Genomic DNA, 22,622 nt, shown 5'->3' with positions numbered 1-22,622 from the left:
CGTTCAGCTTCAGGGGCTATGCTGGCAGACACTGATTGACCATCAGCAAGGCGCCGCCACGGAGCGATAACAATGAAAAGCCTCGTCGAACACCTCAGCCAGTACGCCAACTACCATCGCGACCCGCGCAACATCGCTACCCATTTCGTCGGTATCCCGCTGATCGTGCTGGCGGTGACCGTGCTGCTGTCGCGGCCCGGTTGGGAGCTGGCGGGCGTGTGGCTGTCACCGGCTTTGCTGGCAGCGGCGGCGTCGGTGTGGTTCTACCTGCGTCTGGACCTGCGCTTCGGCCTGGCGATGGGGCTGCTGCTGGGCTTGTGCCTTTGGCTCGGTCAGGCGCTGGCGGTGCAGAGCACCGGCGTGTGGCTGAGCGCCGGGCTGGGCACGTTCGTGCTGGGCTGGATCATCCAGTTCGTCGGGCATTACTACGAGGGGCGCAAGCCGGCGTTTGTCGATGACCTCAGCGGCTTGATCATCGGGCCATTGTTCGTGGTAGCGGAAGCGGCGTTCATGCTCGGGCTGTGCCCGCAATTGAAACAGGCCGTGGAGGCGAATGCCGGGCCAGTCGCAATCCGCCAGAAAAAGGCGGCGGCGTAACAGCCGGTGCAGCTTGCCTCAGGGTGAGGCAAGCCAGTTCAGGTCAGGCGTTTACTGACGCGACTCGACGCCCAGCTCATCCCACACCGACTCGGCCAGGTGGAAAGTGGCATTGGCCGCCGGAATCCCGCAATAGATCGCGCTCTGCATCAGCACTTCCTTGATTTCTTCACGGGTCACACCGTTGCTCGCAGCGGCACGCAGGTGCAGCTTGAGCTCGTCGGTGCGGTTCATGCCGATCAGCATGGCGATGGTGATCAGGCTGCGGGTGTGCCGTGGCAAACCAGGACGGGTCCAGATATCACCCCAGGCGTGGCGGGTGATCATCTCCTGGAACTCGCCGTTGAAGTCGTTGAGTTTCTCCAGGCTGCGGTCCACATGGGCATCGCCGAGGACGGCGCGCCGCACCTGCATGCCAGCGTCGTAACGTTGTTTTTCGTCCATGGTGCGCTCCTCAGCGGGCCAGCAGAAAGTCGAGTACACGGGCCGTGAACGGCGCGCCAATTTCGACGTTGGAAAGGTGTGCCGCGGGGAATTCGACGTACTCCGCGCCGGCGATGGCGTTCTGCATGAAGCGGCCGTGCTCAGGCGTGGTGACCACATCGGCAGTGCCGGCAATGATCAGGGTCGGCACCTTCACCGCCGTCAGTTGCTCGCGGTAATCGGCATCGCGCACAGCGGCGCAGTTGGCGGCGTAGCCTTGCGGCGAGGTCTGCGCGAGCATCTCGGTGATGCGCTGCGCCTGCGCTGGCTGGGTCTGGGCGAAATCTGCAGTGAACCAGCGGGCGATCGACGCATCACGCAGGTCGAGCATGGCCTGACGGCCCTGCTTGAGGACCATTTCGATACGGGGATTCCACACTTCATCGCTGCCGATCTTGGCCGCAGTGTTGCACAGGGTCAGGCTGAGCAGACGCTCGCCGGCATTGATCCCCAGCCACTGGCCGATCAGCCCGCCCATCGACAGGCCGACAAAGTGCGCCTGGCGGACGTCCAGTGCATCCAGCAGCGCCAGTACATCGGCGCCCAGTTGCTCGATGCGGTACGGGCCGTCTGTCACCAGCGAGCCACCGTGGCCGCGAGTGTCATAGCGCAGCACCCGGAAATGCTCGCTCCAGGCCGGGATCTGCGTGTCCCACATGCCCAGGTCGGTGCCCAGCGAATTGGACAGCACCAGCACCGGAGCGCCTTCGGGGCCATCGAGTTGGTAGTTCAGTACGCCATCAGCCAATTGCAAATGCGCCACAGCGGTCTCCTCAGGCAATGAATTGTTGGTGTTCAGCCACGGCACGCGCCACCCAGACGCGGGCCTGACCAAGGTAATGAGCGGGGTCGAGCAGGCGGTCGAGCTCTTCGCCGGACAACTCGGCGCTGATCTGCGCTTCGTCGCCGAGCACGGCGCGCAAGTGGCGCTGTTCGGCAACCGCACGCTGGCAGCACTGTTCGAGCAGATGATGCGCGCGGTCACGGCCCAGGCGCTGCGCCAACACAATACTCACCGCCTCGGCCAGCACCAGGCCTTGGGTCAGGTCGAGGTTGCGGCGCATGCGCTCGGCATCGACCTGCATGCCGTCGGCAATCACTTGGGCCTGGCGCAGGGCGCCAGACACCAGGCAGCAGATATCCGGCAAGGTCTCCCATTCGGCGTGCCACAAGCCGAGGCTGCGCTCGTGCTCTTGCGGCATGGCAGCAAACAGCGTGCTGAGCAGGCCCGGCACGCGTGTGGCCGCGCCGATCAGCACCGCGGCGCCGACCGGATTGCGCTTGTGCGGCATGGTCGACGAGCCGCCTTTGCCAGGCGCCGAGGGTTCGAACACCTCGCCGGCCTCGGTCTGCATCAGCAGGCTGATATCACGGCCAAACTTGCCCAGGCTGCCAGCCACCAGGCCTAGCACCGAGGCGAACTCGACCAGCCGATCACGCTGGGTATGCCACGGCTGCTCAGGCAGGGTCAGCTTGAGCTGCTCGGCCAGCGCTTCGGCCACCGGCAGCGCTTTGCTGCCCAATGCCGCAAGGCTGCCCGAGGCGCCGCCGAACTGCAGGCACAGCAAGCGCGGACGCAGCTCCTTGAGCCGTTGCCGATGGCGGGTCAGTGCGCCGAGCACCCCGGCCAGCTTCATGCCCAGAGTGACCGGCGTGGCGTGCTGCAGCCAGGTTCGGCCAACCAGCGGCGTGTCGGCATGCTGCAGCGCCTGGCGAGCTAGGCTGTCGGCCAGGCGGGCCAGATCGGCCTCGATCAACGTCAATGCATCGCGCAGTTGCAGGACCAGACCGGTGTCCATGGCGTCCTGGCTGGTGGCGCCAAGGTGCACATAACGCTCGGCCTCGGGTACGCCGCTGGCGACCACCTTGCCCAATGCCTTGACCAGCGGAATCGCCGAATTGCCCGCAGTGGCGATGGCATCGGCCAGCGCATGGGCATCGTAGCGTTCCGCCTTGCACGCCGCCTCGATCGCCGGCACCGCCGTGTGCGGCACCAGCCCGGCGCTGGCCTCGGCGCGCGCCAGGGCTGCTTCGAAGTCGAGCATGCCCTGCAGACGGCCACGGTCAGAGAAGATCTCGCGCATGGCCGGCGCGGTGAAGTAGGCGTCGAACAGCTGGTTGTCCGCTCGGTGGGTCATTATCGATCCTTAGTCATCGTGGTGCAGGTACGCCGCTTGCTTGGGCAGGCGCAGGCTGAACAGGAAGGCAATCGCCATCATTGCCGTGACGTACCAGTAGAAGGTGTTTTCCATGCCCAGAGTCTTCAAGCCCAGGGCAACGTACTCGGCCGAGCCGCCAAACAGCGCGTTGGCCACCGCATACGCCAGGCCGACGCCAAGGGCGCGTACCTGCGGCGGGAACATCTCGGCCTTCACCAGGCCACTGATGGAGGTGTAGAAGCTGACGATACACAACGCCAGGGTAATCAGCACGAAGGCCATGAACGGGCTGGTGACGGTTTTCAGCGCCATCAGCAGCGGCACGGTGAACACGGTGCCCAGGGCGCCGAACAGCAGCATCGAGTTGCGCCGGCCGATCCGGTCGGAGAGCATGCCGAACACCGGCTGCAGGATCATGAACAGGAACAGCGCCCCGGTCATGACGAAGCTTGCGCTCTTGGCGTTCATCCCGGCGGTGTTGACCAGGTACTTTTGCATGTAAGTGGTGAAGGTGTAGAAGATCAGCGAGCCACCGGCGGTATAACCGAGCACGGTGATGAACGCCGCAGCGTGGTTGCGGAACAGGCCTTTGACGCTACCTGCATCCTTGTCCTGACGCGCCTCGGCAGTGCTGGTCTCGTGCAGCGAGCGGCGCAGCATGAGCGAGATCAAAGCCGCAACGGCACCGACCACAAACGGGATGCGCCAGCCCCAGGCACGCAGCTCATCTTCGCTGAGCAACTGCTGCAGGATTACCACCACCAGCACTGCCAGCAACTGGCCGCCGATCAGGGTCACGTACTGGAACGAGGCAAAGAAGCCGCGCTGGCCGCGCAATGCCACTTCGCTCATGTAGGTAGCCGTAGTGCCGTATTCACCGCCTACCGACAGGCCCTGGATCAAGCGCGCCAGCAACAGCAGCGCCGGCGCCCAGGCGCCGATACTGGCGTAGGTAGGCAGGCAGGCAATGATCAACGAGCCGAAGCACATCATCAGCACAGAGATCATCAATGAATGCTTGCGGCCTTTGCGGTCGGCCAGCCGACCGAAGATCCAGCCACCGATTGGCCGCATCAAGAAGCCCGCAGCGAATACCCCGGCCGTGTTCAGCAGCTGCACCGTGGGGTCATCGGAGGGGAAGAAGGCTGGCGCAAAATAGATTGCGCAGAAGGCGTAGACGTAGAAGTCGAACCACTCCACCAGGTTGCCTGATGATGCACCGACAATGGCGAAAATGCGCTTGCTGCGCTCTTCACCGGTGTAATGAATTGAGGTCATGGTGGGATTACTCCTGAGGGTTACCGTTAAATCTAGACATACTCAGTAACACTCATGTTCCGCCAGCCCGGCTTTGGTCGGGGTTGAAAGGCAGTCTGGCCGCGTTGCGAACCCAGACCAGCAGTGCTCAGGTTGCGTGGACCTGAGCACTGCTGGCACGCTGGCACAAAACGGCCAGGCTGCATGTTGCGCTTGCTCAGACCCGCTCGATAGCCAACGCCAGGCCTTGGCCGACGCCTACACACATGGTCGCCAGGCCTTTGCGCCCGCCGGTTTTTTCCAGCTGATGCAGCGCTGTCAGCACCAGGCGTGCGCCGCTCATGCCCAGTGGGTGTCCAAGGGCGATAGCACCACCGTTCGGGTTGACCTGCGGCGCGTCATCCGCCACACCCAGCTCACGCAGGACCGCCAGGCCCTGGCTGGCAAAGGCTTCATTGAGCTCGATGACATCAAAATCTGCCACGGCGATGCCCAGGCGCTCGGTCAGCTTGCGTACCGCAGGCACCGGGCCGATGCCCATTACCCGCGGGGCAACGCCAGCGCTGGCCATGCCGAGCACGCGCGCGCGTGGGGTCAGGCCGTGCTTCTTAACCGCTTCGGCCGAGGCCAGAATCAGCGCCGCAGCACCGTCGTTGACGCCCGAGGCGTTGCCGGCGGTGACGGTCTTGTCCGGGCCGTTGACCGGTTTCAGCCGGGTCAGCGCTTCAAGGGTGGTGTCGGGGCGCAGGTGTTCATCCTGCTCGACCACGGTCTCGCCCTTCTTGTGGGCGATGCGCACCGGCACGATCTCTTCAGCGAAGAAACCCGCTGCCTGTGCGGCACCGGCCTTCTGCTGGCTGCGCACGGCGAAGGCGTCCTGATCGGCACGCGATACCTGATAATCGTCGGCAACGTTGTCGGCTGTCTCGGGCATCGAATCGACGCCGTACTGGCTCTTCATCAGTGGATTGACGAAGCGCCAGCCGATGGTGGTGTCTTCCAGCTTCATGTTGCGCGAGTAACCGCTCTCGGCCTTGCCCATGACGAACGGCGCACGCGACATCGACTCGACGCCGCCGGCAATCGCCAGCTCCATTTCGCCGCTGGCGATGGCGCGGAAGGCAGTGCCGATGGCGTCCATGCCCGACGCGCACAGGCGGTTCAGGGTTACCCCGGGAATGCTCGCCGGCAAACCGGCCAGCAGCAGCGCCATGCGCGCAACGTTACGGTTGTCTTCACCGGCCTGGTTGGCGCAGCCGAAGAACACCTCGTCGACCTGATCCCATTGCACCGACGGGTTGCGCTCGATCAGCGCCTTGAGCGGCACTGCCGCGAGGTCGTCGGCACGCACGCTGGCCAGGGCGCCGCCGAAGCGGCCGATGGGGGTGCGGATGGCGTCGCAGATGAATACTTCACGCATCACGCTTCTCCTGGCTTCTGGCCGTGGGCGGCAGCGGTGCGCTCTTCCAGATCACGCAGCGCGGTCAGTTCCAGCTCGGTCGGCGCAGCAGTAGTCTGCGCGTCGTCGGCAAAACGAATGGCCCAGCCGGTGGCGGCGATGATCTGCTCGCGGGTCACACCTGGGTGAATCGAGGTGACCACGAATTCGTTACTGCCAGCTTCCGGCTCCATGATGCACAGGTCGGTGATGATCCCGACCGGGCCGTCACCGGGCAGGCCGAGACGCTTGCGCGAGTCGCCGCCTTCACCGTGGCCGACCGAGGTGATGAAGTCGAGCTTGTCGACGAATGCACGCGGCGACTGCTTGAGGATGATCAGCACCTGTTTGGCGGAACCGGCGATTTCCGGTGCGCCGCCGGCACCTGGCAAGCGCGTGCGCGGGGCGTGGTAGTCACCGACGACGGTGGTGTTGATGTTGCCGAAGCGGTCGACCTGAGCAGCGCCAAGGAAGCCCACGTCAATGCGCCCGCCCTGCAGCCAGTAGCGGAAGATCTCGCCAGTCGGCACCACGGTGTCGGCCGTTTCGGCCAGCTCGCCATCACCAATCGACAGCGGCAGTACGGTTGGCTTGGCGCCAATCGGGCCAGATTCGTAGATCAGCACCACGTCAGGCGACGAGGTCAGGCGCGCCAGGTTGGCGGCCTTGGACGGCAGGCCGATACCGACGAAGCACACCGCGCCATTGCGCAGCCGGCGGGCGGCGGCGACGGTCATCATTTCGGAAGTGGAGTAGCTCATTGTGCGGCCTCCGTGGTGCTGGCCAGCTTGGCCTTGAATTCGCTGAAGTCGGCGGTGCCGCGGATGTATTGGTCGATCCAGGCGGTAAATGTCGCGCGGTCACGGGCGATCGGGTCCCAGGCCTGGTAGAAGCGGTTGTCGCGCTCGTAGTAACCGTGGGCGTAGGACGGATGCGCGCCACCTGGCACCAGGCACACGGCAGACAGCGCCCAGGTCGGCAGCACGCAGGCGTTCATCGGCGCCTGCAGGTCGTCGACGATTTCTTCGACGGTGACGATGCAACGCTTGGCGGCGAGGGCTGCTTCTTTCTGTACGCCGAGGATACCCCACAGCAGGACGTTGCCCTTGCGGTCGGCCTTCTGCGCGTGAATCACGGTGACGTCAGGGCGCACCGAAGGCACCGCTGCCAGGACTTCGCCGGTGAACGGGCAGGTAACGCTCTGGATCAGCGGGTTGACCTTGGGCAGGTCGGAACCGGCATAAGCACGCAGTACAGCAAAGGGCAGGCCCGAAGCGCCGGCGACGTAGGCGTTGGCCAGGTCGGCGTGGCTGTGCTCTTCGATCTCGATCGCGTGCGGCCATTGTTTTTCCACGGCGTCACGCAGGCGGTGCAGCGAACCGACACCTGGGTTACCGCCCCAGGAGAAGATCAGCTTGCTGGCGCAACCGGCGCCGATCAACTGATCGTAGATCAGGTCCGGGGTCATCCGCACCAGGGTCAGGTCATGTTTGCCCTGGCGAATGATCTCGTGGCCCGCGGCGGTCGGGATCAGGTGGGTGAAGCCTTCGAGAGCGACGGTGTCGCCGTCCTGGATGAACTGCTTCACGGCCTCGTGAAGCGAGAGGATTGCTGCCATTGGAGACTCCTGGTCAGGATGCTGCGTTGAGCTCAGATTAAGCAAGCAGGACACGTCGCACAATCCGATAATCGATTACTCGTTCGATTATCGAACATTTTGTTGTTGTGCTATCCATTGCTGTTCAATGCCGCAAAGCCGCTGTACGAGCGGCCTGCGGTCGTTGCCCAAGCTGCATCAGGTTGCGTCGGCGTGGCTTACCAAGCCTTTGATGATCACAGCGACCGTGGCCAGCGCCGCAGGCACCAGCAGCGCAGTCAGCACCTGCTCGAAGTTCCAGCCCAAGCCGAGCAAGGTCGCCCCGCTCCATGCCCCGAGAATCGCCCCGAAGCGGCCGATGCCGAGCATCCACGATACCCCGGTAGCCCGCGCCTGGGTCGGATAGAAGCGCGCGGCGAGGGACGGCATGGCCGATTGCGCGCCGTTGACACACATACCCGCGACCAGCACCAGCGTTGCCAGAATGGTGATGTTGCCCAGGCTCTGGCCAACCGCGTAGGCAAACACCCCGGCCAGCAGGTAGAACACGCCGATGACCTTGTGCGGGTTGTAACGGTCCATCGCCCAACCGACACCGACCGCACTGAGCACACCGCCAAACTGGAACAGCGCGCCGATGAACGCCGCCTGCTCCAAGCTCGCGCCACTGTCGCGCATCAGCGTCGGCAGCCAGCTGGTCAGCAGGTAGACGATGACCAGACCCATGAAGTAGGTCATCCACAACAGCATGGTGCCCACCCCATAGGTGCCGGAGAAGATCACCGCAAACACGCTACGCGCGGCGACCACTTTCTGTTCCGGCACACTGAAGCTGGCAGCCTTGGCGACGATTGCCGGCGCAATCGGCGCCAGGGTCTTGCGGATCTTGTCGATACTGCGGTTGCGCACTACCAGAAAAAACGCGCCGACTCCGGCAGCCAGAACAGCAACACCACTGCCAGAATCAGCGGCAGCACGCCGCCAACAACCAGCAGGCTGTGCCAGCCATAGGCCGGGATCAGTTTCGCCGACATGAAGCCGCCCCCGGCCATGCCCAGGTTGAAACCGCAGAACATGCTGGTCACCAGCAGCGACTTGAGCCGTTCCGGGGTGTATTCAGACAGCAGCGTGGTCGCGTTGGGCATGCCAGCGCCGAGGCCAATGCCGGTCAGAAAGCGCAGGATCAGCAACTGGTCGACATTGGTCGCGTAGGCCGAAGCCAGGCTGAAGCCGCCGAACACCAACACGGCAGCGACCAGCACACCCTTGCGGCCGAAGCGGTCAGCCAACGGGCCTGAGCCCAGCGCGCCGAATACCATGCCGATCAGCGCGGCGCTCATGACCGGCCCGAGGCTGGCCCGGTCGATACCCCACTCTTGTGACAGCGCCGGAGCGATAAAGCCCATGGCGGCAGTATCAAGGCCATCGAGGAAGACAATCAGGAAGCACAGGATCACTACCCGCCATTGATAGCGCGACAGCGGCTGCTGATTGATAAAGGACTGAACGTCGAGGCAGCTGCCGACGTTGGTTTGCGGTTTGTTCATTGTTGTTATCCAGAAAATCGGCGCAAGCAAAACCCTGGCGCACTGTTGCCGCGGGTTGCGAAGAGACGGTTACGGCCTGGCGTCAGCCTGGATACAACGACACTGGATGCGGGTACGCCCGCAGCTCAGAAAAGACAGTGATCATGGTGTTGCCTCGCATGTTGTTCTTGTTCGGTCGGCACAGCCGACCGTTGCGAGAAACATTAATCAGCACGCGATGGCTGCGCAATTCGTTGGCCGCAAGTATGGGCGTTTATCGAACAGTAGATTGCGCAGCACTCGCGGTTCAGCCAAACAGTTGGGTGCACAGATCCCGACTCGAGGCGAGCAGGATCGGCAAGAACCGCTGCTCAAGCTCGCTGCGGGTGACCCGGCCGACATGCGTACTGACGTTGAGCGCCGCGAGTACCTGCCCCGAGGCATCGTAGATAGGCACGGCAATCGAACGCAGGCCCTGCTCCAGCTCCTGATCAACCACACACCAGCCCTGCGCGCGAACCTGCTGGATGCAGGCAAGCAGCGACTCCTTGTCATGCAACGTGCGGCTGGTACGGGCCTTGAGATCGGCGCGATCGAAGTATTCGTGCAGGCTGGCGTCGTCCAGCGCGGCCAGCAGAATCCGCCCCATCGAGGTGCAATAGGCGGGCAGCCGGCCACCCACCGAGAGGTCGACCGAGATCAACCGCTCGACCGTGGCCGAGCGGGCGATATAGAGGATGTCATCGCCTTCGAGGGTGGCCATGTTGGCGGCTTCGTGCAGTTGGTCGCTGATGCGGTCCAGATAAGGCTGGGCCGACATCGCCAGCGGCGTCGAAGACAAATAGGCATGGCCAAGCGTGAGCACCTTGGGCAGCAAGGAATAGGTCCGCCCATTGGTGGTGGCGTAACCCAGCTTCATCAGCGTGTGCAGGCAGCGACGCACCGCTGCACGGGGGATCTCGGTACGGTGGCTGATCTGCGCGATGGTCAGGTGCCGTTTGCGCTCCTGGAACGCCTGAATCACCGCCAGGCCGCGCGCCAGTGAGGTCATGAAGTCCGGATCGCCGGTGAAGGCCTGAATGCGTTTGGCCGGTGAGGCAACGATGGGCGGCGCCATCGCTGCAGAGCCAGTGCGCTCGGGCATCGGGGAAACGGTGGGCAAGCTTTCGTCGCTCATGGCTGACCTCGAAAAATAATGGGCGCTTCGTGCGATTATCGAACGAACGGCCGATAATCGCAATTGACCGCTGACACTTTTGCTTATACCTTTCCCCTGCCACATGTGGCTTCTTTGGAGAGACTGGTCAGGTACCCACCGTAGAAGTCCCCAGGCACGGCCTCGCTGACGCGGGGCCGTTTATTATTCCTTCTGTGCTGCAATACGAACTTAATCGTTTCTCTCCACTCCAAGTTCTTGCAGTACAAATGATGAGATCACCTGCTACTTGCTCATCGTCAAAGTCTTGCTTCACTATCAGTGAAGACCGATGATCAAACTTCAGCCGGTTGCTACAATTGAATCATTTGAATCACTGCTCGAGCATGCCAGATCGGCGATAGCCGGCTCCCCGCCTCCCTATATAGCCTTGATCCTAAAATCGTATGCTCTGATGCCCTGCTTGCTTGAACCCTGTCGCTGCGACAGCACACTCGCTCTGGTTGCGTGGCCGCATGCCCGATACTGCATGTCGAAGCCGGAGTCTTTACTCTAACTAGTCAGGTATTTACTGTGACGAAAGATGAACTGCGCGCCGAGCTCGAGCGCCAGGCCGAACGCTTCAAGGATGTGTACGGTGGTGAAGTCACCACCTACGCCGCTCAATCCGAACCCGAGCGCAAACCGTGGCGCAAACGCGCGACTGTCCAGGACCAGGTATTCGCCCAGGAACTGGAAAAGATGGAAAAGGACCTGCGCGGCGACGAGGCCTGAGCATTCAGGCCAGGCATTGACTGTGTCGAGTAGCGCCAAGGCAGCGTCCTAGCCGCCCATGAAATGGAATTACACAAATTTCATACAGACGTTTGAATGAGCGTGAAGGTACGCGCTTTGCGTAAATTCGCCGGCGTTTAGAGCACTTGGCGGAATTTACGCCAAAAAATATCGCTCCTTGTGCAGCGCACTGGTAACCGTACCGGGCTTTTTTTGCTGCCATCGGTCTGCCGGGGGTGCATCGGCTGCCATGGTTTTCTGGCATAATCCGGCCCCCCTACGACCGCCAGAAAACCTTCATGATCGATTTATTCAGCGGATTGGATGCCTGGGTAGTAGTGAGCCTGGTGCTCGCGCTCACCTTTGTACTCGCATTCGAGTTCATCAATGGCTTTCATGACACCGCCAACGCGGTAGCTACTGTCATCTATACCAAAGCCATGCCCCCGCACCTCGCCGTGTTCTTCTCTGGCGTGTTCAACTTCCTCGGCGTGCTGCTTGGCGGCGTTGGCGTGGCCTATGCCATCGTCCACCTGTTGCCGGTGGAACTGCTGATCAATGTGAACACCGGTCACGGCCTGGCCATGGTCTTCTCGTTGCTGGCCGCGGCCATCGCCTGGAACCTGGGCACCTGGTACTTCGGTATCCCGGCCTCGAGTTCGCACACCCTGATCGGCTCGATCCTCGGTGTCGGCCTGGCCAACGCGCTGATCAGCGACATCCCGCTGGGTGATGGCGTCAACTGGCAGAAGGCAATCGACATCGGTATGTCGCTGGTGCTCTCGCCACTGGCCGGCTTTGCCGTGGCGGCGCTGGTTCTGCTGGGGCTGAAGTGGTGGCGCCCGCTGTCGAAGATGCACAAGACACCGGAGCAGCGCCGCAAGCTCGACGACAAGAAGCATCCACCGTTCTGGAACCGCCTGGTACTGGTGATCTCGGCCATGGGCGTGAGCTTTGTGCATGGCTCCAACGACGGCCAGAAAGGCATCGGCCTGATCATGCTGGTGCTGATCGGCATCGTCCCGGACAAGTTCGTACTCGACCTGAACAGCACCACCTACCAGATCGAACGCACCCGGGATGCAACCCTGCACCTGAGCCAGTTCTACCAGCGCAATGAAGCGATGCTGGGCGAGTTCCTGGCCCTGGGCAAAGCCCAGGCGGGCGATCTGCCGGAGAAGTTCAGCTGCAACCCGCAGCAAACCGAACCGACCATTGCCGCGCTGCAATCGTCGCTGCAAGGCGTGACCGACTACCGCGCGCTGGGCGCCGAGCAGCGCGTCGAAGTGCGCCGCTACCTGCTGTGCCTGGACGACACCGCGAAAAAGGTCGGCAAGCTGCCGGGCCTTGAGCCGCGTGAGAAGTCCGACCTGGAAAAACTGCGCAAAGACCTCACCGCCACCACGGAATATGCACCGTTCTGGGTGATCGTCGCGGTTGCGCTGGCCTTGGGCCTGGGCACCATGGTCGGCTGGAAACGCGTGGTACTGACTGTCGGCGAGAAGATCGGCAAGCAGGGCATGACCTATGCCCAAGGCATGTCGGCGCAGATCACCGCGGCCTGTGCGATCGGCATGGCCAACGTGTTCAGCCTGCCGGTATCGACCACCCATGTATTGTCTTCGGGCGTAGCCGGGACCATGGTCGCCAACAAGAGCGGCCTGCAAGGCGGCACCGTCAAGACCATCCTGCTGGCGTGGGTACTGACCCTGCCGGCAACGGTCGGTCTGGCTGCCGGGCTGTTCTGGCTGGCCACCAAGGCGATCAGCTGAAGCACATTGCGATGATCTGAAAAAGGCGCCTGCGGGCGCCTTTTTCGTTGTTGCCGACCGCAAGCGAGGATCAACGCCGCTTGTTGCCCAGCAACGAGCCCATCAGCCCACGCATCAGCTGCCGGCCTAGTTGGTTGGCCGCCTGACGCACTGCCGACTTGATCGCCTGTCCCGCCGCACCTTGCAAAAACTCCCCTGCCTTATCGGCGAAGCTGTCCTGCTCAGGCTTGGCCTGCGGCACCGGCTCGGCCGGCTCACCTTTACGCTGGGTGAGCATTTCATAGGCAGACTCACGGTCAATCGGCTGGTCGTAACGGCCCCGCAGGCTGGAGGCTGCGAGCAATGCATCGCGCTCGGCACTGCTCAACGGCCCGATCCGCGACTGTGGTGGGGCGACCAGCACGCGCTGGACCATCGCCGGCGTGCCCTTGTCCTCCAAGGTGCCGACCAGCGCCTCGCCTATGCCCAACTCGGTGAGCACGCCAAGGGTGGAAAAAGCGGGATTCGCTCGAAAGCCATCGGCAACCGCCTTCAACGACTTCTGCTCCTTGGCGGTGAATGCTCGCAGGCCATGCTGAATACGCAAGCCGAGCTGGGCCAGCACTGCATCAGGCAGGTCCGCGGGCGACTGGGTGACAAAGTACACCCCAACGCCCTTCGAGCGAATCAGCCTCACCACCTGCTCCAAGCGATCCTGCAGCGCCTTGGGTGTGCCATTGAACAGCAAGTGCGCCTCATCGAAGAACAGCGCCAGCAGTGGTTTTTCCGCATCCCCGCGCTCGGGCAACTGCTCGAACAGCTCAGCCAGCAGCCACAGCAGGAAGGTCGCGTAGACCTTGGGCGCTTCATGCACCAAGCGGCTGGCGTCAAGTAGATGAATGCGCCCACGGCCATCAGCCGTCGGCTGCAGCAGGTCTTCAAGCTGCAAGGCCGGCTCGCCGAACAATGCCTCGGCGCCCTGCTGCTCAAGGGTCGCCAGGCGCCGTAACAACGCCTGGGTAGAGCTGCTGGTCATCAGCGCACTGTCGTCACCAAGCACCTGCGGATTGTCCTTGAGGTGATTGAGCAGGGCTTTGAGGTCTTTCAGATCGAGCAATAGCAAACCATCCCGATCTGCCACCTTGAACGCTGCGTACAAGGCAGCCTGTTGGCTGTCGCTCAGCTCCAGCAGGTTGCCCAGCAGCAGGGGACCCATTTCACTGAGCGTGGTACGCAACGGATGGCCAGACTTGCCGGCAATGTCCCACAGGGTCACCGGATACGCCTTCGGGCTGTGCCCCAGCCATGGCATCCCGGCAATGCGTTCGGCAACCTTGCCCTGCGGCGTCGCGGCGGCACCGAGGCCGCACAGGTCACCCTTCACGTCGGCAGCGAATACGGCCACGCCCGCGTCACTGAAGACTTCTGCCAGGCGCTGCAGGGTTACGGTCTTGCCTGTGCCGGTGGCACCGGCCACCAGACCGTGGCGGTTGGCCAGGCGCATGGCCTGGCTGACAGGCTGGCCGTCAGCTCCCGCCCCTACAACGATTTGCGAAGAATCTGACATGTTGTTTCATCCTCTCCTCAAGCTTTGCCGAATAACGGCCGATATGTCTTGGTGATAATTGCCTTAAAGACAGGAACATCCCCAAAGTGACTTGCGGGACTAGTTGCACTGTTTTCAGCGCTTTGTGCGAACGACCCGATATCACCTTAGCGGAACCGATCACGCCATGAACAAAAGCCTTCGTTTCAGCCACAAGATCCTTATTGCCGCATCGCTTATCGTGATACTCGCGTTCAGCTTGTTCACCCTTTACAACGATTACCTGCAGCGTAATGCGATTCGCCAGGATCTGGAAAACTATCTGACAGAGATGGGCGCATCGACCTCGACCAACGTGCGCAATCTATTCGATGGCCGGATCAAGCTGGTAGAAAACCTGGCGCAGAACATCGCCCAGGCGCCCGCCGACGCAGAGATCTTGCTCGGCCAGAATGCCCTGATCTCAAGCTTCCTCACAGTCTATGTGGGCAAGGTCGATGGCGGTTTCAGCGTGCGCCCCGACTCGCCGATGCCGGCTGGGTACGATCCGCGTGTGCGGCCCTGGTACAAGGATGGCATGGCTGCTAACGGCGCGATCCTGACCGAGCCGTACATCGACATGGCCACCCAGAAGATGGTCATCGGCATCATCAGCAAGGTTTCGACCAGCGTTGGCGTGGTTGGCGGAGACCTGGCGCTCGACGGCCTGGTCGAGATCATCAACTCGCTGAACTTCGGCGGCATGGGTTACGCCTTCCTGGTCAACGACCAAGGCAAGATTCTGGTTCATCCGGACAAAGACCTGGTCATGAAGCCGCTGTCGGATCTGTTCCCGCAGAACACACCACGGCTTTCCGCTGAACTGACCGAAGTCAGCGCTGACGGCAAGGACCGCCTGGTCACCTTCACCCCAATCAAAGGCCTGCCTGCGGCCAACTGGTACATCGGCTTGTCGGTCGACAAAGACAAAGCCTTCGCCATGCTCAGCACCTTCCGCACATCGGCGGTGATCGCCACGCTCGTCGCGGTTGTGATCATCATTGCCCTGCTCGGCCTGCTGATTCGGGTGCTGCTGCAGCCACTGCACACCATGACCCGCGCCATGGAAGACATTGCCCAGGGCGAAGGCGACCTGACCAAGCGCCTGACCATTCACAGCCAGGATGAATTCGGCGTACTCGGCAGCGCCTTTAACCGCTTTGTCGAACGTATTCACAGCTCGATCCGCGAGGTGTCCTCGGCGACGGAACAGGTCAACGAAGTGGCATTGCGGGTGATCAGCGCCTCCAACTCGTCGATGACCAACTCCGACGAGCAGTCCAACCGCACCAACAGCGTTGCCGCCGCCATCAACGAGCTGGGCGCTGCCGCCCAGGAAATCGCCGGCAATGCTGCCCAGGCCTCGCAGCACGCGACCTCGGCGCGGCATCTTGCCGAAGAAGGTCAGCAGGTGGTCGACCGCAACATTGCCGCGATGAACCGCCTGTCGGAGTTGATCGTTGGCTCCAGCGCGCAGATCGAAACGCTGAACAGCAAGACCGTCAACATCGGCCAGATCCTCGAAGTGATCACCAGCATTTCGCAGCAGACCAACCTGCTCGCGCTCAACGCCGCCATCGAGGCTGCCCGCGCGGGCGAAGCCGGCCGCGGCTTTGCCGTCGTCGCCGATGAGGTGCGCAACCTCGCCCACCGCACCCAGGAGTCGGCGCAGCAAGTTCAGGGCATGATCGAAGAGCTGCAGGTCGGCGCCCGAGAGTCGGTCGAGACCATGGGCCAGAGCCAGCGTCACAGCCAGGACAGTGTGCAGATTGCCAACCAGGCCGGGGAGCGCCTGGAAAGCGTGACTGTGCGCATCGGCGAGATCGACGGCATGAACCAGTCGGTGGCCACGGCAACCGAGGAGCAGACGGCGGTGGTCGATTCGATCAACATGGACATCAGCGAAATCAACATGCTTAACCAGGAAGGTGTGGAAAACCTGCAGGCTACTCTGCGCGCCTGCTCGGATCTGGAGCAGCAAGCCAGCCGCTTGAAACAGCTGGTGGGCAGCTTCCGCATCTGACCTCCGGGTGCAACCCTCCCCGCCGCCATTTCGATACTGGCGGCGGGGGCCTTGGCCACGGGCTTGCCGGCAATAATGCCGATGCGCGCCCGGGCCAACCTCGATCGAACAAACTATTCTTCCAGGAGGTCAACCTCTAGGCATGTCATCGCCGCTTTGTTACCGCGCATGACAGACCTGAAGTCGATCCCCGGAGGGATGCTGATCGTGCACATTGCCGACATCACCATGTTCTACGCACCCGCCAGTGGTGGCGTGCGTACCTATCTTGATGCCAAACACCGCCGTCTCGACGCCATGACTGGCGTTCACCACAGCCTGCTGATCCCTGGCGCCAGCGCCAGCCACGCCGATGGCGTCTACCGGGTGCCGTCCCCGCCACTGCCGTTCGGCAAGGGCTATCGCTTCCCGGTCCGCCTGGCGCCGTGGTGCAAGGTGTTGCGCGAGCTGCAGCCTGATCTGATCGAAGTCGGCGACCCGTATCTGACTGCCTGGGCAGCGCTGGAAGCGCGGCGCAAGCTAGATGTGCCGGTAATCGGCTTCTATCACTCCGACCTGCCGCTGCTGGTGGGCAATCGCATGGGCAACTGGTTCACGCCCAACGTCGAGGCCTACGTCAGCAAGCTCTATGGCAACTTCGACCGGGTCCTGGCGCCAAGCCAGGTGATGGCCGACAAACTGCGTCGGCTGGGCGTGCGCGACGTGCATGTGCAGCGGCTGGGCGTAGACTTGAGCACGTTCAACCCGGAGCAGCGCGACAACCGCCTGCGGGCGGAACTGGGGATCCCCGACACCACCCGCCTGCTAGTGTTTGCCGGGCGCGGCTCGCGCGAGAAGAACCTGCCGGTATTGCTCGACTGCATGCGTCACCTCGGCCCTCACTATCACCTGCTGCTGGTGGGTTCGGCCATGCCCAGCAACGTGCCTGCCAACGTCAGCGTGATCAATCACTTCTGCCCATTGGCGGAAGTCGCGCGGCTGATGGCCAGTGCCGACCTGCTGGTGCATGCCGGTGATCAGGAAACCTTTGGCCTGGTCATTCTCGAAGCCATGGCCTGTGCCACCCCGGTTGTCGCAGTGCGCGCCGGCGCGTTCAGCGAAATAGTCACCGAGCAATGTGGCCGCCTGTGCCCGCCAAACGACGGCCAGGCCATGGCCGCCACCGTACGCGAGGTATTCGAGGACGGCGTGCGCCGGCTTGGCCAGCAGGCACGCCGGCATGTCGAGCAGCATTACTCTTGGGACAACGTGGTCAACGGCCTGCTGCAGCACTACCAAGCCGTGCTCGGCCATCAGCCACTGGTGCGTGCACATGCTTGAAGAGACTACCGGGCAGCGCAGCGTGATGCTGGTGCTGCACGACGTGGCGCCGGAGACCTGGCCCGACTACCAGCCGTTTGTCGAGGCGGTCGACCAGCTGGGCAACGTGCCGATGACTTGGCTGGTGGTGCCCGACTTTCATCAGCGCAATGCTCTCGAGCGCTCGCCGACCTTCTGCCGTCTGCTAGATTGGCGCCTGCAGCAGGGCGACGAGCTGGCGCTACATGGCTATTACCACGCCGACCTCGGGCCGACGCCACGCACGCCGCGGGACTTCTTCATGCGCCGGATCTATACGCATGAAGGTGAATTTTATGCGCTGGAACAAGCTCAGGCGTTGCAGCGCCTGCAAGCGGGCCTGCAGCTGTTCAATAGCCAGGGCTGGCCGGTGGCGGGCTTCGTCGCCCCGGCCTGGCTGATGAGTGAGGGCACCCGCCAGGCCCTGCGCCAGTTGCCATTGCGCTACACCAGCACGCCTCAGCACCTCTATCGGCTACCAGAATTCACCGCGATAGACGCACCTGGCCTGGTCTGGAGCGCCCGCAGTGCCTGGCGTCGGGGCTTGTCGCGGGCACTGTGCAATTCGCAGCTGCAACGCTGGCAAAGTGCGCCAACCTTGCGCCTGGGCCTGCACCCAGTCGACATGCGCCATCGCAGCTCTCGCGATTACTGGCTGCAAACGTTGAAAACGCTCATCGAACAAGGCCGCGAGCCTCTGACCAAGTCAGCCTGGCTGGACCGCCAGGTCGCGGCATGAAGCGCTATGCCTGGCTTGGGCTGGCCCTGGTGCTGGCCCTGCTGGTGCCGGCATTGCTCGGCGGCGCCGAGCTACTGCCCAGACTGCAGAGCTTCTCCCCGAGCCTGATGGCGACCCTGCTGGGGATGATCCTGCTGTGCTGGATCATCAATGCGGCACGTCTGCGCCTGCTGCTGGGTGAGCAAGGTGCGCAATTGGGGCGTTGGCGCAGTCTTGGGGTGATCATGGCCACCGAGTTTGCCATCTGCACCACCCCAGGCGGTAGCGGTGGGCCATTGGCGCTGATGGCGCTGTTGGCGCGCGAGCGCATCGGTGCGGCCCGCAGCGGCGCGGTGTTCGCTATCGATCAATTGAACGATCTGCTGTTTTTCTTCTGCGCCATGCTCGCCGTTGCCGGCTACGCGCTCAGCCACAGCCTGGGCCGCAGCCAACAAGGCATGCTCATGGGCAGCGCAATGATGCTGTGTGCAGCCTTGGTGCTGATCGTACTGTTGCTGCGCTATCGGCGGCAGATCATGCGGCTCAATGGCCGCCTGCTGCGCAGGGTCGGCATGGGCGAAAAACGTCGGCGCCGCTGGGCGCGCAAGCTGCTGAGCTTCATCAAGGCTTTGGCGCAGACCTGGCGGCTGCCAAAACGTACGTTAGCGCTGGTATTCAGCCTGACGTGCCTGCACTGGAGCCTGCGCTTCAGCGTGCTGTATCTGGTGATTCGCGGGCTTGGCGTGGAGCTGGCGTGGATACCCAGCTTTCTGGTGCAGATGCTGGCGCTGAGTGCTGGTCAGTTCAGCCTGTTGCCGGGCGGGGCCGGCGCTGCCGAACTGACATCGGCGAGCTTGTTGACACCACTGGTGGGCAGCTCGACGGCGGCAGCGGCGATCTTGCTCTGGCGCGCTGTTACTTATTACTTTTACCTACTGGCCGGGGGGCCGGTGTTTGTCTGCCTGCTGGGGCGACCGCTACTCCAGCGCTGGCGCCGTCAGCAAATGGATTGAGCAGCTGCCGCCAGAGTTCGGCGGCACCGACAAACTCGGTGCCGTGCTCGTCGCTCATGGCGTCAGGATCGAAGCGAGCCAGGCAGCCCTCACCCAGCGTCGGCAGCGCACTGGCCGCGGCCTTGTCGAGTGGATCCGCCATTGGCCCGCCCTCCTCTCAGTCGAACACCACGGTCTTGTTGCCGTGCACCAACACACGGTCTTCGAGGTGATGACGCAAGCCACGGGCAAGCACCATCTTCTCCACGTCGCGACCGAAACGCACCATGTCTTCGATGCTGTCGGCATGGCTGACGCGGACCACATCCTGTTCGATGATCGGGCCGGCATCCAGCTCTTCGGTGACGTAGTGACAGGTCGCACCGATCAGCTTGACGCCACGCAGGGCGGCCTGGTGGTAAGGCTTGGCACCGACGAACGAAGGCAGGAAGCTGTGATGAATGTTGATCACTTTTTCAGCATAGGCCTGGCACAGCTGTGGCGGCAGGATCTGCATGTAGCGCGCCAGCACTACGACATCGGCACCATGGCTTTCGACCAGACGCGAGACTTCGGCAAACGCCGGCTGCTTGTCTTTCGGGTCGACCGGCACATGGTAGAACGGGATGCCATGCCATTCGACCATGCTGCGCAGGTCATCATGGTTGGAAATCACGCAAGGGATATCACAGTCCAGCTCATCGGTATGCCAGCGATGCAGCAGATCCGCCAGGCAGTGCGACTCGCGGCTGGCCATCAGCACCACACGCTTCTTTTGCGCCGAGTCGGTGACCCGCCAGATCATCGAGAATTCTTCGGCAATCGGCGTGAATGCTTCACGGAAGGCCTCGATCCCAAACGGCAATGACTCGGCGCGGATCTCATGGCGCATGAAGAACCAACCGCTCTGCTCGTCCGAGTGGTGGCTGGCTTCGTTAATCCAGCCGTTGTACAGAGCCAGGAAATTACTGACTTTTGCCACGATGCCGACACGGTCGGGGCAGGCAATCACCAGTCGATAGGTGCGCATGAATGAGACTCCAGGAACTTCGCAAAGGCGCATATTCTAGCGAGCTGGCAGAAAAAACACAGTAATCATCAGCAGCTGCCGCACGGGCCGCGCCGCTCGGCAATTGTTCAGCCATCGCTGCGGCGCCGAGCATGACAGCGGCGGACGCCGCCAGTGATATGTAAATTTTTCTTAACCTGAATACATTGTTAACACTCGCCTATTTAAGCGAGCGTGCCTTGATTATTGTTTACTTGAGACTAGCGGCTGTCTATTATTAGCCCACTGACTCCCTGTACATGCACTATTAAGGAACACTTCATGTCTCTGATCAACGAATACCGCGCCACAGAAGAAGCCATCAAAGAACTTCAAGCTCGTCTGGCCAACCTGTCGCAAGACGACAAGCTGAAGAAAGAGCTGGAATTCGAAGGCAAGCTGCGCACCCTGATGGGCGAATATTCCAAATCGCTGCGTGATGTGATCGCCCTGCTCGACCCGGAATCGAAACTGAGCAAGGCCCCACGTGGCGGCGTCAAGACCACCACTACCAAGCGTGCGCGCAAGGTCAAGCAATACAAGAACCCGCACAATGGTGAAGTTATCGAAACCAAAGGCGGCAACCACAAGACCCTGAAAGAATGGAAAGCCAAATGGGGTGGCGATGTGGTTGAAGGCTGGGCAACCCTGCTGGACTGATAAGTCCGCTTTGCTGCCTTGAATAAAACGCCGGCTATTGCCGGCGTTTTTTATTGTCTGGACACATTACAGTACAAACGACTGCTGCAGTTTCTCGGCATGCTGCTGCCAGGCAAGCAGTACCTGCCGCCCGCCTTCGTCAGCTGTTGCCCATGCGCTTTGCAGGGCCTTTTCGAAACCCTCCAGGGTAATCGGCGCGCCCGCCGCAGGGTCGCCAAGACGTTGCTGGCAGAACTGCAGCCAGCGCTGTCGCTCTGGCTCATCCAGGGTCTCGGGGAAGTTTCGCGCCCGGTAGCGGAATAACAGTTCAGGCAGCCGTGGATCATCGAACATCCATTGTGATCGGCCAAGTTGCGCCGGGTCGACCACGCGCACCTGTTCGCACAGACGGCGGTCACGGTCGCCAATAAAGCCTGCATATAACTGCTGCTCGGGGTCGTCGCTTGCGCCAAATTCTTCGGCGCTGTAAATCGCGGCGAGTTTGTCTTGCCAGACGTTTTGTTGCTGTGCCAGTTGCTCGCCGCGTGCTTGCAGCAGGGACAGATCAATCCCTAATCGTTGTTGGTCAACCGGGCGCAATACCGACAGCGGTGCCAGTACCGGGCAGCGGTTGACTTGCACCAACTTGAGCGGCACCGGTAATTGCATGTCGGACAATTCGTCACGCCGAGTGTACAAACGCTTGCGTAATGTTTCGGCGCTTTCATGCAGTAGCGGAGAGGTTTCCAACTGCAGGTCGCACACAATCAGTGCGTTGCGGTTACGTGGATGCCAGGCCAGCGGCAGTACCACGCCGAGGTAATTTCGCTCAGCGGAGAAACGCCCGGAAATATGTACCAATGGCTGCAATAGCCGAATCTGCTCCATGACTTTATGCTTGCTGCGCAACTGAAATAACCAGTCATACAACTTTGGCTGTTTATCCCGAATCAATCGGGCCAGAGCGATGGTCGCCCGCACGTCGGAAAGCGCTTCGTGAGCATGCCCATGATCGATGCCATTGGCTTTGCTGAGCAATTCCAGACGCAGGCTGGTGCGCCCGTCCTGCTGCGGCCAGACGATGCCTTCAGGGCGCAGGGCATAGGCCGTGCGCACCACATCGATCAGATCCCAGCGGCTGTTGCCGCCCTGCCACTCGCGAGCATAGGGGTCAAAGAAGTTGCGATAGAGGCTGTAACGGGTCACCTCGTCGTCAAAGCGCAGGGTGTTGTAGCCGGCGCCGCAGGTGCCAGGGCGCACCAGTTGCTGATGCACACGGGTCATGAACTCGGCTTCGCACAGGCCATTGCTGGCCAGTTGCTCAGGAGTGATGCCGGTGACCAGGCAGGCCATCGGATGCGGCAAAATATCTGCCGACGGTTGGCAGAACAGATTGACCGGTTCTTCGATCTCATTGAGGTCGAAATCGGTGCGCAGCCCCGCCAGTTGCAACGGCCGGTCGCAACGCGGGTTGATACCAGTGGTTTCGTAGTCGTGCCAGAAGATGCTGGAGCTCACGGGTTCGTCCTGTAGCTAGGTCG

At 62.2% G+C, this 22,622-nt stretch carries 20 protein-coding genes and 2 pseudogenes; 9 read left to right on the top strand and 13 right to left on the bottom strand.

Annotation, left to right across the window (positions count from 1 at the left end; translation table 11 throughout):
* Positions 1–72 precede the first annotated feature (72 nt).
* Entirely contained in the window at positions 73–597 is a 525-nt protein-coding gene (locus tag M2396_RS16380; protein ID WP_259075998.1) for a DUF962 domain-containing protein, read from the top strand.
* A gap of 51 nt (positions 598–648) precedes the next feature.
* Here the strand turns inward: M2396_RS16380 and pcaC are convergent, their stop codons facing one another.
* The 9 genes and pseudogenes from pcaC to pcaR all read right to left on the bottom strand — a co-directional run bounded on the left by pcaC (position 649) and on the right by pcaR (position 10,234).
* On the bottom strand, positions 649–1,041 hold the full coding sequence (gene pcaC / locus M2396_RS16375; RefSeq protein ID WP_101321936.1) for a 4-carboxymuconolactone decarboxylase: 393 nt from the start codon (positions 1,039–1,041) through the stop codon (positions 649–651).
* Positions 1,042–1,051: 10 nt separating this feature from the next.
* Complete coding sequence (pcaD, locus tag M2396_RS16370) at positions 1,052–1,843, bottom strand: 3-oxoadipate enol-lactonase (protein ID WP_259075995.1); 792 nt, start codon at positions 1,841–1,843, stop codon at positions 1,052–1,054.
* A 10-nt stretch (positions 1,844–1,853) separates the two neighbouring features.
* The gene (locus tag M2396_RS16365) at positions 1,854–3,218 is read right to left on the bottom strand and encodes a 3-carboxy-cis,cis-muconate cycloisomerase (protein ID WP_181107724.1); all 1,365 of its coding nucleotides are present in this window, start codon (positions 3,216–3,218) and stop codon (positions 1,854–1,856) included.
* Between the two features lie 9 nt (positions 3,219–3,227).
* Positions 3,228–4,517, bottom strand: coding sequence for an MFS family transporter (locus M2396_RS16360; RefSeq protein ID WP_101321939.1), 1,290 nt, complete (start codon positions 4,515–4,517; stop codon positions 3,228–3,230).
* A 196-nt stretch (positions 4,518–4,713) separates the two neighbouring features.
* Entirely contained in the window at positions 4,714–5,919 is a 1,206-nt protein-coding gene (gene pcaF, locus M2396_RS16355; protein WP_181107725.1) for a 3-oxoadipyl-CoA thiolase, read from the bottom strand.
* Positions 5,916–6,695, bottom strand: a complete 780-nt coding sequence (locus M2396_RS16350) for a CoA-transferase subunit beta (protein ID WP_259075993.1) — start codon at positions 6,693–6,695, stop codon at positions 5,916–5,918. The genes pcaF and M2396_RS16350 overlap by 4 nt, the downstream gene beginning before the upstream one ends.
* Entirely contained in the window at positions 6,692–7,552 is an 861-nt protein-coding gene (locus M2396_RS16345) for a CoA transferase subunit A (RefSeq protein ID WP_259075991.1), read from the bottom strand. Before M2396_RS16345 ends, M2396_RS16350 begins: the two co-directional genes overlap by 4 nt.
* A 177-nt stretch (positions 7,553–7,729) precedes the next feature.
* Positions 7,730–9,078, bottom strand: a pseudogene (locus M2396_RS16340) (MFS transporter).
* A gap of 286 nt (positions 9,079–9,364) precedes the next feature.
* The gene (pcaR, locus tag M2396_RS16335) at positions 9,365–10,234 is read right to left on the bottom strand and encodes a pca regulon transcriptional regulator PcaR (protein WP_101321944.1); all 870 of its coding nucleotides are present in this window, start codon (positions 10,232–10,234) and stop codon (positions 9,365–9,367) included.
* Between the two features lie 552 nt (positions 10,235–10,786).
* Between pcaR and M2396_RS16330 the strand changes: the two genes are divergently transcribed.
* Positions 10,787–10,987 carry a hypothetical protein gene (locus M2396_RS16330; RefSeq protein WP_101321945.1) on the top strand — a complete coding sequence of 67 codons (201 nt, stop codon included), beginning with the start codon at positions 10,787–10,789 and terminating at the stop codon, positions 10,985–10,987.
* Between the two features lie 299 nt (positions 10,988–11,286).
* The gene (locus M2396_RS16325) at positions 11,287–12,759 is read left to right on the top strand and encodes an inorganic phosphate transporter (RefSeq protein WP_101321946.1); all 1,473 of its coding nucleotides are present in this window, start codon (positions 11,287–11,289) and stop codon (positions 12,757–12,759) included.
* Positions 12,760–12,829: 70 nt separating this feature from the next.
* Here M2396_RS16325 and M2396_RS16320 read toward each other — a convergent pair whose 3' ends face one another.
* Positions 12,830–14,305, bottom strand: a complete 1,476-nt coding sequence (locus M2396_RS16320; protein ID WP_101321947.1) for a helicase HerA-like domain-containing protein — start codon at positions 14,303–14,305, stop codon at positions 12,830–12,832.
* A gap of 166 nt (positions 14,306–14,471) precedes the next feature.
* Here M2396_RS16320 and M2396_RS24395 point away from each other — a divergent pair.
* The 5 genes and pseudogenes from M2396_RS24395 to M2396_RS16300 form a co-directional block, all read left to right on the top strand.
* Positions 14,472–15,488: pseudogene (locus tag M2396_RS24395) on the top strand (cache domain-containing protein); the annotation flags it as partial.
* 93 nt (positions 15,489–15,581) lie between these two features.
* Positions 15,582–16,346, top strand: a complete 765-nt coding sequence (locus M2396_RS24390) for a methyl-accepting chemotaxis protein (protein WP_371411621.1) — start codon at positions 15,582–15,584, stop codon at positions 16,344–16,346.
* 198 nt (positions 16,347–16,544) lie between these two features.
* Positions 16,545–17,666, top strand: coding sequence for a glycosyltransferase family 1 protein (locus M2396_RS16310; protein ID WP_259076231.1), 1,122 nt, complete (start codon positions 16,545–16,547; stop codon positions 17,664–17,666).
* Positions 17,659–18,423, top strand: a complete 765-nt coding sequence (locus M2396_RS16305) for a DUF2334 domain-containing protein (RefSeq protein ID WP_101321950.1) — start codon at positions 17,659–17,661, stop codon at positions 18,421–18,423. The genes M2396_RS16310 and M2396_RS16305 overlap by 8 nt, the downstream gene beginning before the upstream one ends.
* The gene (locus M2396_RS16300; protein ID WP_101321951.1) at positions 18,420–19,415 is read left to right on the top strand and encodes a lysylphosphatidylglycerol synthase transmembrane domain-containing protein; all 996 of its coding nucleotides are present in this window, start codon (positions 18,420–18,422) and stop codon (positions 19,413–19,415) included. The genes M2396_RS16305 and M2396_RS16300 overlap by 4 nt, the downstream gene beginning before the upstream one ends.
* Here the strand turns inward: M2396_RS16300 and M2396_RS16295 are convergent.
* Both M2396_RS16295 and purU read right to left on the bottom strand, forming a co-directional pair.
* Positions 19,318–19,557 carry a hypothetical protein gene (locus M2396_RS16295; RefSeq protein ID WP_101321952.1) on the bottom strand — a complete coding sequence of 80 codons (240 nt, stop codon included), beginning with the start codon at positions 19,555–19,557 and terminating at the stop codon, positions 19,318–19,320. The genes M2396_RS16300 and M2396_RS16295 overlap by 98 nt on opposite strands.
* Before the next feature lie 15 nt (positions 19,558–19,572).
* The gene (purU, locus tag M2396_RS16290) at positions 19,573–20,424 is read right to left on the bottom strand and encodes a formyltetrahydrofolate deformylase (RefSeq protein WP_101321953.1); all 852 of its coding nucleotides are present in this window, start codon (positions 20,422–20,424) and stop codon (positions 19,573–19,575) included.
* A 300-nt stretch (positions 20,425–20,724) separates the two neighbouring features.
* Here purU and mvaT point away from each other — a divergent pair, with 300 nt between their 5' ends.
* Positions 20,725–21,102, top strand: a complete 378-nt coding sequence (gene mvaT / locus M2396_RS16285; protein ID WP_101321954.1) for a histone-like nucleoid-structuring protein MvaT — start codon at positions 20,725–20,727, stop codon at positions 21,100–21,102.
* 66 nt (positions 21,103–21,168) lie between these two features.
* On the opposite strand, the gene sbcB is transcribed toward mvaT, so the two are convergent.
* Complete coding sequence (sbcB, locus tag M2396_RS16280; RefSeq protein ID WP_188036609.1) at positions 21,169–22,599, bottom strand: exodeoxyribonuclease I; 1,431 nt, start codon at positions 22,597–22,599, stop codon at positions 21,169–21,171.
* Between the last annotated feature and the right edge of the window lie 23 nt (positions 22,600–22,622).

Origin of the sequence: Pseudomonas sp. BIGb0278 (assembly GCF_024809895.1) — a bacterium.
In the GTDB taxonomy this organism is placed as follows: Bacteria; Pseudomonadota; Gammaproteobacteria; order Pseudomonadales; family Pseudomonadaceae; genus Aquipseudomonas; species Aquipseudomonas shirazensis.
Note: the sequence above shows the minus strand (reverse complement) of the source record. Positions and strands in the feature narration are given on the sequence as shown.

What these genes read in the sequence shown, in the direction of transcription:
- M2396_RS16380 (WP_259075998.1), top strand. Translation starts at nt 73, where the DNA reads ATGAAAAGCCTCGTCGAACACCTCAGCCAGTACGCCAACTACCATCGC.
- pcaC (WP_101321936.1), bottom strand. Translation starts at nt 1,041, where the DNA reads ATGGACGAAAAACAACGTTACGACGCTGGCATGCAGGTGCGGCGCGCC.
- M2396_RS16365 (WP_181107724.1), bottom strand. Translation starts at nt 3,218, where the DNA reads ATGACCCACCGAGCGGACAACCAGCTGTTCGACGCCTACTTCACCGCG.
- M2396_RS16360 (WP_101321939.1), bottom strand. Translation starts at nt 4,517, where the DNA reads ATGACCTCAATTCATTACACCGGTGAAGAGCGCAGCAAGCGCATTTTC.
- M2396_RS16350 (WP_259075993.1), bottom strand. Translation starts at nt 6,695, where the DNA reads ATGAGCTACTCCACTTCCGAAATGATGACCGTCGCCGCCGCCCGCCGG.
- M2396_RS16345 (WP_259075991.1), bottom strand. Translation starts at nt 7,552, where the DNA reads ATGGCAGCAATCCTCTCGCTTCACGAGGCCGTGAAGCAGTTCATCCAG.
- pcaR (WP_101321944.1), bottom strand. Translation starts at nt 10,234, where the DNA reads ATGAGCGACGAAAGCTTGCCCACCGTTTCCCCGATGCCCGAGCGCACT.
- M2396_RS16325 (WP_101321946.1), top strand. Translation starts at nt 11,287, where the DNA reads ATGATCGATTTATTCAGCGGATTGGATGCCTGGGTAGTAGTGAGCCTG.
- M2396_RS16320 (WP_101321947.1), bottom strand. Translation starts at nt 14,305, where the DNA reads ATGTCAGATTCTTCGCAAATCGTTGTAGGGGCGGGAGCTGACGGCCAG.
- M2396_RS24390 (WP_371411621.1), top strand. Translation starts at nt 15,582, where the DNA reads ATGACCAACTCCGACGAGCAGTCCAACCGCACCAACAGCGTTGCCGCC.
- M2396_RS16310 (WP_259076231.1), top strand. Translation starts at nt 16,545, where the DNA reads ATGCTGATCGTGCACATTGCCGACATCACCATGTTCTACGCACCCGCC.
- M2396_RS16305 (WP_101321950.1), top strand. Translation starts at nt 17,659, where the DNA reads ATGCTTGAAGAGACTACCGGGCAGCGCAGCGTGATGCTGGTGCTGCAC.
- M2396_RS16300 (WP_101321951.1), top strand. Translation starts at nt 18,420, where the DNA reads ATGAAGCGCTATGCCTGGCTTGGGCTGGCCCTGGTGCTGGCCCTGCTG.
- M2396_RS16295 (WP_101321952.1), bottom strand. Translation starts at nt 19,557, where the DNA reads ATGGCGGATCCACTCGACAAGGCCGCGGCCAGTGCGCTGCCGACGCTG.
- purU (WP_101321953.1), bottom strand. Translation starts at nt 20,424, where the DNA reads ATGCGCACCTATCGACTGGTGATTGCCTGCCCCGACCGTGTCGGCATC.
- mvaT (WP_101321954.1), top strand. Translation starts at nt 20,725, where the DNA reads ATGTCTCTGATCAACGAATACCGCGCCACAGAAGAAGCCATCAAAGAA.